We start from the raw sequence: 12,094 nt of genomic DNA, 5'->3' as shown, positions 1-12,094 counted from the left end.
TTAGAAGCCAATTTAGAGGAGTGAGAAACATAGACTTCTTCTTATTTAGATTATCGAATCTTTTTGCCTAATCCCCAACTTTTGTGCATGATCCTGGAATTGTAGCTTTTAAAGGTTTATTTGAATATCAGACTAAGGATTGTCTATGAAAAAAATCGAACCAATATTTATAGGTATAAAAAAAAGAGACAACTATCAAGTAGTTGTCTCCTCAAGTGACCACGGTGGGATTTGAACCCACACGCCCTTACGAGCACCACCCCCTCAAGATGGCAAGTCTACCGTTTCTCCACGTGGCCAAAAAAGAAAAAGGTCAAGTAAAATAAATTACTCGACCTTTTTGTGACCCGACTGGGGCTCGAACCCAGGACCCCATCATTAAAAGTGATGTGCTCTACCGACTGAGCTATCGAGTCATTGCTTTCAAGAAACTTATATTGTAAATCACAATTTGTGACCCGACTGGGGCTCGAACCCAGGACCCCATCATTAAAAGTGATGTGCTCTACCGACTGAGCTATCGAGTCATTATGTTTCTTGAATGCGGGTGCAAATATAAGGAGTTTATTTTATTATTTGCAAGCATTTTTATTATAAATTTGTCTTTTTTTAACCAAAGTTTACAATGCCCTAGTTTATAGGGTTTTATTAAAATGAAAAAAATCATATTATTAGGATATATGGGTTGCGGAAAGTCAACTATTGCCCAAAATCTTTCAAAAATTACAAATATTCCGTTTTTAGATTTAGACAAATGCATCGAAAAAAGAGCAAATTTGTCAATAAATGAAATTTTCGAGCAACACGGAGAGATCTATTTTAGAAAATTAGAACACCAAATGTTTGTTGAATTACTTCATTCTTCAGAAAATAGTATAATAGGTTTGGGTGGAGGAACTCCCTGTTACGCCAATAATCACGAATTATTAAAAAGTGATGATGTTGTGTCTATTTATTTAAAAGCTTCAATAGAGACTTTATATAATAGATTACTGCACAATAAAAGTAAGCGTCCTTTGATTGCGAATATGGATGAAGAAGAAATGAAGGAATTTATCGCGAAACATTTATTCGATCGCAGTTTCTATTATAACCATGCGCAACATAAGGTTGTAGTTGATAATAAAACTGTCGAAGAAACGGTTCAGGATATCGTTACGCTTTTAGCTTAAAAAGGCATAATCGCCATCTTTGTCGTCAAAAACGACCTGAACATGCTCTAGTAAAGAGGTTGAAAGTGAAATTCCTTTGAAATCTGCCTTTACAGGGTATTTTTTGTGATTTCTGTCTACAAGTACTGCTGTCTTGAATTTTTTAAGCGGAACGTCTAAGAAATGACGGACAGCATAGATTAAAGTGGTGCCTGAGTTTAATACATCATCAACAAGTACTAATCCTTTGTTTGCATATTCTGTAGTAGTCAGAGAAGTTTGTATTGGTAATTGCGGATTTTGTTTGTCTACTTTAACTTCACAAAGTGAAACTTTAAGTGTTGATATATTGCTTAAGGCTAACGCTATTTTTTTGGCAAAAACAGATCCATTAGAAGCGATTCCGGCGATCACTACTTCTTCTTCATCAACAAAAGTCTCGTAAATTTGATAGGCGATACGTTTGATTTTGTGTTCGATTTCCTGATTAGTTAAGATGATGTTTTTGCTCATGATGTATTTTTTTTGCTAAAATAGTGATTTTAAATTCCAATATAAAAAATCCAAATTCCAATTTTTTGAAATTTCAATTTTTAGAAAACACTTTTGGAATTTGGAATTTAAAGATTGGAATTTAATTTTCTTCTTCTTCATCAAAAATCTCATTTCCGTATTCGTCGATATCTCTTCGGTCTTTTTTGGTTGGTCTTCCTGTTCCGCTTTTGCGATAATGTTCTTTAGATAGCTTTAGCAATTCTAAATGCACATATGCTTCCGGTGGAGTTTCGTTTTTTCGGTAAATATCAACAAGTTTTGCTCCCACACGACTTTCCGGAATGTCAAGTACGGTGATGATCTGTGTGATTTGATCTTTTCTAAAGGTAATTCTATCTGTTGGAAAAACTTCTTTAGATGGCTTGGCAACCTGCCCATTTACAGTGATGTGATTTTTTTTGCACGCTTCAGTCACCATGTTTCTGGTCTTATAATAACGTACACACCATAGGTATTTGTCTATTCTCATAATTTTTCTAAAATCGAAGTTAAATTCTTTACAAAAATAAATCAATATTGTATCTTGCGCACCTAAAAAATTAACAATAATGAATAAATTTAAATATTATTTTATTTTATTGCTTGCAGGTATTTCTATGATTTCTTGTAATAAAAATGATGATGATGAACCAGTGGTCGTTCCTTTAAGAGATTATACGGAACAATATAAAGCAGACAATGATTCTATTGAGAAATATTTAAAGACTAATTATATTCAGGAGGTTACTGCTAATTATGATATTACAATTTCTAAAATTCCAGCTGGAGGTACACAAATCTCAATTTGGGATCAGAAAACCTATGAATTAAAAACAAGAGATGTTTTTAATGATAATATTATGTACAAAGTATATTATTTGGTTTTACGAAAAGGTGTTGGACAGGCTCCTATGAATACGGATCGAATTTTTGCTACTTATGATGGTAATTTGTTAAACGGAACATCTTTTGACAGTAGTGATGATGTTCCCGGGATTTGGAATTTAGATGGCCAGGGAGATAGAGGGGTTTTTGTTGATGGATGGAAGGAGATTTTTCCTCAATTTAATATTGGTACTTCGACAACAGATGCAAACGGAGTTCAGACCTACGATAATTATGGGGCGGGTGTTATGTTTTTACCTTCAGGGCTCGCGTATTATGCTTCGGCTACAGAAAATATTCCAGCGTATTCGCCATTAGTATTTAGTTTTAGATTATTTGATTTTACAAGAACGGATCATGATTTGGATGGCGTGTCTGATTATAATGAAGATGTCAATCATGATGGTTATGTGTATAATTTTAGTGATAAAGTGGCATATCCAAATCCGCCGGCTAATTTAATTGATGATACTGATGGAGATGGTATTCCGGACTTTTTAGATTACGATGATGACGGGGATGGTTATACGACATTTTTTGAGGTAACTAAGCCTAAAGATGCGGCTTACTCAGGTATAAGTACTTTTTACCCTTTTGATCCTGTTTTAGATAATCCTAAAACGTTAAATGTTGATGAGACAGAAATATGGGGAATTCCAAGAAGACCTACTGGTGCTCTTGCAGATCCGAGTAAACCTGAGTCTATTACAAATCCAAGAGCATATATTGACGAAGATTATAAAGCAGCTGGAAGATTGAGAATACACGTAGATAAAACATATCCTTATCAAAAGAATTAATTAAAATTTAATTCAGTCATATAAAAAAACCTCGAAATAACTTTCGAGGTTTTTTTATATGTGAGAAATCTAAAATTGTTCTTTTTTAATATTTCCTGATTCTTATCTTAATTATGAATGAGATTAGGGTTATTTGAAAGCATGAAAAAAGCCTCGAAATCACTTTCGAGGCTTTTCTATAAGTAAGAAAATTTAAAAATTATTTTCTTTTGATAACTCCTTCTGCGGCTTCAACAATCGCCTGATTGTTTAATTTGTATTTTTCCATTAATTGTTCTGGAGTTCCAGATTCACCAAAACTATCGTTTACAGCTACAAACTCTTGTGGAGCCGGAGTATTTAATGCTAATACTCTTGAAATGCTTTCTCCAAGACCTCCAAGTATGTTGTGTTCTTCAGCAGTTACCACACATTTTGTTTTAGCCAATGATTTTAGAATCGCTTCTTCATCAAGTGGTTTGATAGTGTGAATGTTGATTACTTCGGCAGAAATTCCTTTTGCTTCTAAAGCTTCAGCAGCAACAAGAGCTTCCCAGACTAAGTGTCCCGTTGCAACGATTGTTACATCAGTTCCTTCGTTTAATAAAATTGCTTTTCCAATTACGAAAGGCTCGTCAGCAGGAGTAAAGTTAGGTACTACCGGACGACCAAAACGTAAATAAGCAGGACCATGATGGTCTGCTAATGCTAAAGTAGCTGCTTTAGTTTGGTTGTAATCGCAAGTGTTGATTACAGTCATTCCAGGCAACATTTTCATTAAACCAATATCTTCTAAGATTTGGTGTGTTGCTCCATCTTCACCAAGTGTCAAACCTGCGTGAGAAGCACAAATTTTTACGTTTTTATCTGAATAAGCAACAGATTGACGGATTTGATCGTAAACTCTTCCTGTAGAAAAGTTAGCGAAAGTTCCTGTGAAAGGGATTTTTCCTCCAATAGTTAAACCTGCAGCAATTCCAATCATGTTAGCTTCTGCAATTCCGATTTGGAAAAAACGCTCTGGGTGATTTTTTTTGAATTCATCAAATTTTAATGATCCAATTAAATCAGCACATAATGCTACAACTTTTTCGTTTTTTTGACCTAGTTCAGTCATTCCTGCTCCAAAACCCGAGCGAGTATCTTTACTTCCTGTATTTGTATATTTTTTCATTTTTGTTTTTTTGCTGTACGCAATAGGCTGTAGGCAATAGGCATAAAGCTTACTGCTTAAAGCTTATAGCTTTTTTAGTAATCGATTTGATCTGCTGAAAAGTTTTGAGCTAAAGCACTTTCCAACTGATCGTTGTTTGGTGCTTTACCATGCCACGCATGTGTGTGCATCATAAAGTCTACACCATTACCCATTTCAGTATGTAATAAAATACAAACTGGTTTTCCTTTTCCTGTTCTTGATTTAGCATCTGTTAAACCGGCAAGAATTGCATCGATACTGTTTCCTTCAGCAATTTCTATAACATCCCAGTCAAAAGCTTCAAATTTAGCACGAATGCTTCCCATTGGTAAAACTTCGTCCGTTGTTCCGTCAATTTGTTTTCCGTTAACATCAATGGTTGCAATAAGGTTGTCTACTTTTTTAGCAGAAGCATACATAATCGCTTCCCAGTTTTGACCTTCTTGTAATTCTCCGTCTCCGTGTAAAGTATAGATCAAATGATTATCACCATTTAATTTTTTTGCCTGAGCAGCACCAAGGGCTACAGATAAGCCTTGTCCTAATGAACCAGAAGCTATACGAACTCCAGGTAATCCTTCGTGAGTTGTTGGGTGTCCTTGTAAACGAGAATTTAATAATCTGAAAGTAGCAAGTTCTGAAATAGGGAAATAACCGCTACGTGCTAAAACGCTATAAAATACAGGAGAAATATGCCCGTTAGAAAGGAAGAAAATATCTTCTCCAATTCCATCCATATCAAAACCTTCTTTACGGTCCATAATATTTTGGTACAAGGTTACCAAAAATTCAGTACAACCTAAAGAACCACCTGGGTGGCCTGAGTTGACAGCATGTACCATTCGAAGAATATCTCTTCTTACTTGGATAGTTAAATCGCTTAATTGTTGTGTGTTAGGCTTCATTTTATATGTAAAAGTTAAACTATGGCAAAAGTAAATTTTATTTTGTGGGCAGACAAATGATTTTTTGCTTTAGTTTATGATAATTGTTAAATTGTTTGACTTTTTTTATCGAGGTGAAAAAAAACTCTGAAATGTTTTGCGATGAATACGGTAATTTGAAATTATATTAGCAAAAATTCAATAAAAAATAAATTCCAAATATGATAATTTGATTGAATTTGACGTAGTATTTACTTTAATCTTGGTTTTTATACCCTGATCTTAATTGTGCAGCGATGTTTTTTTTGGTTTTGTTTACCAATACTGGTTTTAATGTATTTGTTTTTTTTATGGATTAAATGTTAATTTTCCCAGCAATGATTAATATTTTTCCTTGCTTTTCTTGGTTAATCTGCTGTTTTGTAGGCTTTTGTGGTATTTATAAATATTAAACAATACTTAAAATATTATTCATAATTTATTTTTTTAACAATTTATTCTTGTTCTATTAAATTGATTGTAAGATATTAAAGATAAAAATTGTATTTTCGCTTTTGATAATAACCCCCAAATCAATTAATTATGAAGAAAGCCATTTTATCTGCACTTTTTGTTGGTGCCTTATTTTTCAGTTGTTCTAAAGATGATAGTGAAAATGTTGCAACAGTTGAATATTCATTTGATACTGATGCTAATTCAGGTCTTATGTTTAAAGACGGAGACGCTGTGGCAACGATGACATCCGAAGCCATGCGTTTTGATATAGGAAAAGTACTTCGGGTAAAAGCTATTAATGAAACAACTATCGAAGTTGCGAATTTCGCACCTGTTGATATTGAAGATGCTACTATTCTCGTAACAATAGAAGGGCAGCCAAAACCTATAAAGCTTTTTAAGATTAAAAAAATCAGAGCTCATGGAGTAAAAGAGATAAAATATCCTTTTGTGGAGAAAACTACAAATTTCTTTGATACCGAGAATGCTGAAGTTAGTCTTTCTCAATATAGAACTACTGGTATCGCCACTACTAAAGTGACTTTTGATTTTACAGGCGAAACTGAGTTGATTCAAAAATTAAAGTTAGCTGCCAAATTAAAATGGAAAGTGAAACCTCATGATTTTGATCCCACCCATGACCCAAACAACAATTGGAAAGATAATGTTACAGCTGCAGATTTTAGAAGGTATATTGGTTTTATTATTAATAACGCTTACCTAATGCAGACAGAAGAAGCTAAGAATGCATTTCTTGAAGAACCTATTTATGGTAATGATGGTGTCACCCTGATGACATTAGAAGAAAAAAAGGTGGCCTTTCAAAAATTCATTGATATAACTAATATTAATGGCGGCGTTGTTGTCAATGTCTCGGGTTTAGGTGGAGGTGCTACCTTTGGAGTGGCAAATCATGTTTTGCATGATTATCTGACTAAAGATCCTTGTTTTATAACGATACATGAAATGGGACATATGATTGGATATAATCACGATTCAAGTATGACTTATCCTAAAAAAATAGATAATGTAGACAGAGGTGCTACTGTAGCAATAGGAAAGATTTATACGCAATTGTTAAAAAGTGATGCATTTCCAATAAAGGTGAAAAATTATTACATGCCTTCTGATTTGCTATTATAACATTTTTTTGTAAAAGAAATTTTTAGATAAAGCGACTGGTCAAACGGTCGCTTTATTTTTTTTATCAATCTTAGGGTTTAAAATTCTTCTTGCTCATCGTCCGGCTCAGAACCAGGAATATCTAAATCATTTCCTAGCTTGTCACTGTTTTGCTTCCATTCGTGATTGTCTTGATTGATGATTTTTTCTCCGGAAATATCTTCGGGATCAATGTCTTCTAATTTGTTTTCCTGATTGTAAATGTCCTCATTTGCCGGATATTCCAGGTTTTCCAGATTTCTTTCAATTTGATCTTCTTTAATCGGATTATTATCTTCTGAATTTATCATGATTTCTATATTTTAAATTGATATTAATTTCGTTTTTATTAAAATTAAGAAATGGACGCTGTTTATTGTTACATATTATTAGAGGTTTGTTGTAATTTTTACATTCGATTTTTTAATAAAAAAAGTGGACAGATCTTGCGTTAGGGATAGGAACGATATCCTTTTGTGACCAAAGTCATGTCTTGATTAGCAATGATACTTTCTGAAACAAAAGATATAGTGGATAGCCCGACCGGAGGGAACGCCCAAATGAAACTTAAAATTCCAAATTTTCTAAATCCCAAACTCCAACCTTAAGCCGGTCAGAATCATTATCTAATTTTCTAATTGGCAAATTATCTAATTAAAAATCCCTGAAATTAGCTTATCTTTGCCGACTGAAAAAAGAAACAGATGAAGTTTGATTTATTGCAAAAAGATCCGCAATCGAAAGCTAGAGCGGGAAGTATCACTACAGATCACGGCGTAATTGAGACGCCAATTTTTATGCCGGTTGGTACAGTTGCTTCTGTAAAAGGAGTGCATCAGCGTGAACTTAAGGAAGATATTAACCCGGATATTATTCTTGGAAATACTTACCATTTATATTTGCGTCCACAAACTGAAATTCTTGAAAAAGCAGGAGGTTTGCATAAATTCATGAACTGGGATCGTAATATTCTGACTGATTCTGGTGGATATCAGGTATATTCTCTTTCCAGTAATCGTAAGATTAAAGAAGAAGGGGTAAAGTTCAAATCCCATATTGACGGATCGTATCACTTTTTTACACCAGAAAATGTGATGGAAATTCAGCGTACAATTGGAGCTGATATCATTATGGCTTTTGATGAATGTACGCCTTATCCTTGCGATTACAGATATGCGCAGCGTTCTATGCATATGACGCACCGCTGGCTGGATCGTTGTATCAATCATTTAGAAAAAGTTCCTTACAAATATGGTTACGAGCAAACTTTTTTTCCAATTGTTCAGGGAAGTACATATAAAGATTTACGTCGCCAGTCGGCGGAATATATTGCAAATTCTGGCCAACAAGGAAATGCTATTGGTGGATTGTCAGTAGGAGAACCTGCAGAAGAAATGTATGCAATGACAGAAGTTGTCTGCGAAATTCTTCCTGAAGATAAGCCTCGTTATTTGATGGGCGTTGGGACTCCAATTAATATTTTAGAAAATATCGCACTAGGAATTGATATGTTCGATTGTGTTATGCCAACTCGTAACGCCAGAAATGGTATGTTGTTTACGGCAAACGGAACCATCAACATTAAAAATAAAAAATGGGAAGCTGATTTTTCTCCAATTGATGAAATGGGACACACTTTTGTAGATACTGAATATACAAAAGCTTATTTACGTCATTTATTTGCTGCCAATGAATATTTAGGAAAACAAATTGCTACTATTCATAATCTTGGTTTCTATATGTGGTTGGTTCGTGAGGCCAGAAAACATATCTTAGCAGGAGATTTTAGGCCATGGAAAGAAATGATGGTTAAAAATATGAGCCAAAGACTATAAAAAAGTTTCAAGTTTTTTAGTTTCAAGTTTCAGGTTCTTATAGGAACTTGAAATTTGAAACCTGAAACAAAAAAAAACAAAAAGGAATCTATGTTATCAATAATAGACAAGTATATTTTAAAAAGATATCTCGGAACATTTTTTGTGATGCTTCTTTTGTTTGCGCCAATCGGAATCGTAATTGACGTTTCTGAAAAAGTAAATAAGATGCTTGAAAATGAAATTCCGTTTATGGATATTGCATTCTATTATTATAATTTTACAATATATTTTATCAATTCCTTATTCCCTATATTTTTGTTTTTATCGGTAATCTGGTTTACTTCAAAATTGGCAAATAACACTGAAATTATTGCAATTTTAAGTTCAGGTATTTCATTTACTCGTTTTCTTCGTCCTTATATTATTGGCGCGACAATCGTTTCTGTTTTTGTTTTATTAATGGGATTTTTTATAGTTCCTGCGGCAAGTGAAGGTTATAATAATTTTAGATATACCTATCTGAAAGGAAACGGAAAAGAACTCATGCATGGTGAAAATACCAATGTTTTCAGACAGATTAATGATAATGATTTTATTTTTGTTAATAGTTTTCAGGAAGAAGCAAAGACAGCTTACAATTTTTCTTTAGAACATTTTGAGAAAGATAAACTGAAATATAAAATCACAGCCAGCCGTATTAAATGGGATCCTATAAAGAAAACCTACATTTTGTATGATTATACAAAAAGGACTGTTGGTGACCTGAATGATGTTATTGAAAAATCTCCGGAGAAAAATGTTCCTTTTAAGTTCGAATTGGAAGATTTAACCCCAGTAGTTTATATTGCTGAAACTCTAAGTCTCGGTAAACTTTATAAGTTTATTGATAAAGAAAGAAAAAGAGGTTCAGGAAATATTAATACCTATTTGGTTGTTCTTTATAAAAAATATAGTGTACCGGTTTCTGCCTTTATTCTTACCATTATCGCTGTTGCTGTCTCGTCTATGAAGCGCCGTGGCGGTATGGGAACGAATCTGGCAATCGGAATTGCAATTGCTTTCTCTTTTGTTTTTTTCGACAAAATCTTTGGTACACTTGCTGAAAAATCTACTTTCTCACCTTTATTAGCTGTTTGGTTCCCAAATATTGTTTTTGGAATTTTGGCAGTTTACCTACTACGTAATGCGAAACGATAATTTAAAAAGTTATTTAAACCTTCATTTAATTGTTTTTATCTGGGGTTTTACTGCCATTTTAGGCGCACTAATCACAATTGATGCCGAAAATTTGGTTTGGTTCAGGATGCTTTTAGCCATGATTTTTTTGGGAGGATTTATTGTTTATAAAAAACAATCTTTTCAAGTTCCAATAAAAGAGCTTTTTAAACTGATTTTTGTGGGTCTGCTTATTGCATTACATTGGATTTTCTTTTTTAAAGCCATTCATGTTTCAAATGTTTCAATTACACTTTCTATATTTTCTTTGGGTGCATTTTTCGCCTCTTTATTAGAACCGCTTTTTTACGGAAGAAAAATATTGTGGTATGAAGTTTTCTTTGGATTAGTTATAATTGCAGGGCTTGCTCTTATTTTGCAAGTTGAAATTAAATATCTTACAGGTGTTTATTATGCGTTGGCAGCAATTATTCTGGGAGTTTTATTTACGCTCATGAACGGAAAACTAATCTCAGATCATGAACCCTCTGTAATTACATTTTATGAATTTGGTGCAGGAGTTTTCTTTATTACTGTTTATTTTTTATTTCAGGGCAAATTCACCGCTGATTTCTTTACGCTGTCATTAAATAATTGGGTTTTACTGCTTATTTTGGCTTCTATTTGTACGGCTTATGCTTTTACAGCGTCTGTAAAAGTAATGCAGAAATTAACGCCTTATACGGTGATGTTAACGACTAATTTAGAGCCTGTTTACGGAATTATGTTGGCTTATTTTATACTGGGCGGAAAAGAAAAAATGAGTACGGAATTTTATATTGGCGCTTTAATAATTGTAATTACAGTTATCTTAAACGGCGTTTTCAAACATTATAAAAATAAGAAGGAAGTGTAATAGTTTACTTATTTTTAAATCACAATTTGATACTTTACTAACAATTAACTGTGCCAATGATATAATATTTTTATATTTGCGGTTCGATTTACAAACAAAATTCAAAAATCCATGGAATATTTAGATTTTGAGCTTCCAATCAAAGAACTTGAAGAACAGCTGGAAAAGTGTGTTATAATTGGAAAAGAATCTGATGTTGATGTAACACCTACTTGCAAGGAAATCAACAAAAAATTAGAACAAACTAAGAAAGAAATATATAAAAACCTAACGGCGTGGCAACGTGTTCAGCTGTCAAGGCACCCAAACAGACCTTATACTTTAGATTATATCAGAGCAATTTGCGGTGATACTTTTTTAGAACTTCATGGAGACAGAGGTTTTAAAGATGATAAAGCAATGGTTGGTGGATTAGGGAAAGTAAACGGACAATCGTTTATGATCGTTGGGCAGCAAAAAGGTTTCAATACAAAAACACGTCAGTACCGTAATTTTGGTATGGCAAATCCGGAAGGATACCGTAAAGCTTTGCGTTTGATGAAAATGGCAGAGAAATTTGGAATTCCGGTTTTAACTTTAGTAGATACTCCGGGTGCATATCCTGGACTGGAAGCTGAAGAAAGAGGACAAGGTGAAGCTATTGCAAGAAACATTTTCGAAATGGTTCGTCTGCAAGTGCCAATTATTACCATTATTGTTGGTGAAGGTGCTTCTGGTGGAGCTTTAGGAATTGGTGTTGGAGATAAAGTATATATGTTAGAGAATACCTGGTATTCTGTAATTTCTCCAGAATCATGTTCTTCCATTTTATGGAAAAGCTGGGAGTACAAAGAACGTGCTGCTGATGCTTTAAAATTGACTTCATCTGACATGAAAAAACAAAAATTAGTTGATGATGTTATTCCGGAACCACTAGGAGGAGCGCACTATGACCGCGAAACTACTTTTAAAACAGTTGCCGAATACATTACCAAAGGATATAACGAATTGAAAGACTTATCAACAGCCGAATTAATTGCCCAAAGAATGGACAAATACAGTAATATGGGCGAGTATAAAGAGTAAATTCTGACAATATTGATTAAAATCCGAAGCCTTACAGTTTCGGATTTTTTTTTGGTT

At 33.6% G+C, this 12,094-nt stretch carries 12 protein-coding genes and 3 tRNA genes; 7 read left to right on the top strand and 8 right to left on the bottom strand.

What is annotated here, in order from left to right; genetic code table 11:
• Window positions 1-216: 216 nt before the first annotated feature.
• From J2X17_RS18895 to J2X17_RS18885, 3 genes are all read right to left on the bottom strand, one after another.
• Window positions 217-299: transfer RNA gene (locus J2X17_RS18895), tRNA-Leu, on the bottom strand.
• Between the two features lie 44 nt (window positions 300-343).
• Window positions 344-416, bottom strand: a tRNA-Lys gene (locus tag J2X17_RS18890).
• A 38-nt stretch (window positions 417-454) separates the two neighbouring features.
• A tRNA-Lys gene (locus J2X17_RS18885) sits at window positions 455-527 on the bottom strand.
• 126 nt (window positions 528-653) lie between these two features.
• Here J2X17_RS18885 and J2X17_RS18880 point away from each other — a divergent pair.
• Entirely contained in the window at window positions 654-1,172 is a 519-nt protein-coding gene (locus J2X17_RS18880; RefSeq protein ID WP_310301624.1) for a shikimate kinase, read from the top strand.
• Here the strand turns inward: J2X17_RS18880 and J2X17_RS18875 are convergent.
• On the bottom strand, window positions 1,164-1,664 hold the full coding sequence (locus J2X17_RS18875; protein ID WP_310301622.1) for a phosphoribosyltransferase domain-containing protein: 501 nt from the start codon (window positions 1,662-1,664) through the stop codon (window positions 1,164-1,166). The genes J2X17_RS18880 and J2X17_RS18875 overlap by 9 nt on opposite strands.
• A 121-nt stretch (window positions 1,665-1,785) precedes the next feature.
• Window positions 1,786-2,175, bottom strand: coding sequence for an RNA-binding S4 domain-containing protein (locus tag J2X17_RS18870; RefSeq protein ID WP_310301621.1), 390 nt, complete (start codon window positions 2,173-2,175; stop codon window positions 1,786-1,788).
• A 79-nt stretch (window positions 2,176-2,254) separates the two neighbouring features.
• On the opposite strand from J2X17_RS18870, the gene J2X17_RS18865 reads away from it, so the two are divergent.
• Entirely contained in the window at window positions 2,255-3,370 is a 1,116-nt protein-coding gene (locus J2X17_RS18865) for a BamM family beta-barrel-assembly machinery protein (RefSeq protein WP_310301619.1), read from the top strand.
• A gap of 199 nt (window positions 3,371-3,569) precedes the next feature.
• Here the strand turns inward: J2X17_RS18865 and J2X17_RS18860 are convergent, their stop codons facing one another.
• Together J2X17_RS18860 and J2X17_RS18855 are read right to left on the bottom strand one after the other, a co-directional pair.
• Window positions 3,570-4,523: a transketolase family protein gene (locus tag J2X17_RS18860; protein ID WP_310301617.1), complete on the bottom strand. Its 954-nt coding sequence runs from the start codon at window positions 4,521-4,523 to the stop codon at window positions 3,570-3,572.
• Window positions 4,524-4,597: 74 nt separating this feature from the next.
• On the bottom strand, window positions 4,598-5,449 hold the full coding sequence (locus tag J2X17_RS18855) for a transketolase (RefSeq protein WP_310301615.1): 852 nt from the start codon (window positions 5,447-5,449) through the stop codon (window positions 4,598-4,600).
• A 561-nt stretch (window positions 5,450-6,010) separates the two neighbouring features.
• On the opposite strand from J2X17_RS18855, the gene J2X17_RS18850 reads away from it, so the two are divergent.
• Window positions 6,011-7,066: a hypothetical protein gene (locus tag J2X17_RS18850; protein WP_310301613.1), complete on the top strand. Its 1,056-nt coding sequence runs from the start codon at window positions 6,011-6,013 to the stop codon at window positions 7,064-7,066.
• Between the two features lie 77 nt (window positions 7,067-7,143).
• Here J2X17_RS18850 and J2X17_RS18845 read toward each other — a convergent pair whose 3' ends face one another.
• The gene (locus tag J2X17_RS18845; RefSeq protein WP_310301611.1) at window positions 7,144-7,395 is read right to left on the bottom strand and encodes a hypothetical protein; all 252 of its coding nucleotides are present in this window, start codon (window positions 7,393-7,395) and stop codon (window positions 7,144-7,146) included.
• A 393-nt stretch (window positions 7,396-7,788) separates the two neighbouring features.
• On the opposite strand from J2X17_RS18845, the gene tgt reads away from it, so the two are divergent.
• The 4 genes from tgt (at window position 7,789) to J2X17_RS18825 (ending at window position 12,037) form a co-directional block, all read left to right on the top strand.
• A complete protein-coding gene (gene tgt, locus J2X17_RS18840) occupies window positions 7,789-8,919 on the top strand; it encodes a tRNA guanosine(34) transglycosylase Tgt (RefSeq protein ID WP_310301609.1) in 1,131 nt (376 codons plus the stop codon).
• A gap of 90 nt (window positions 8,920-9,009) precedes the next feature.
• Window positions 9,010-10,098 (top strand): LptF/LptG family permease, encoded by a 1,089-nt coding sequence (locus J2X17_RS18835; protein ID WP_310301607.1) that lies wholly within the window; start codon window positions 9,010-9,012, stop codon window positions 10,096-10,098.
• On the top strand, window positions 10,085-10,972 hold the full coding sequence (locus J2X17_RS18830) for a DMT family transporter (RefSeq protein WP_310301605.1): 888 nt from the start codon (window positions 10,085-10,087) through the stop codon (window positions 10,970-10,972). Before J2X17_RS18835 ends, J2X17_RS18830 begins: the two co-directional genes overlap by 14 nt.
• 111 nt (window positions 10,973-11,083) lie before the next feature.
• Window positions 11,084-12,037 (top strand): acetyl-CoA carboxylase carboxyltransferase subunit alpha, encoded by a 954-nt coding sequence (locus J2X17_RS18825; protein WP_310301603.1) that lies wholly within the window; start codon window positions 11,084-11,086, stop codon window positions 12,035-12,037.
• Window positions 12,038-12,094 lie beyond the last annotated feature (57 nt).

It is taken from the genome of Flavobacterium aquidurense, from assembly GCF_031458035.1.
Taxonomy (GTDB): Bacteria; Bacteroidota; Bacteroidia; order Flavobacteriales; family Flavobacteriaceae; genus Flavobacterium; species Flavobacterium aquidurense_C.
This window is presented reverse-complemented; position numbering and strand designations above follow the sequence as displayed.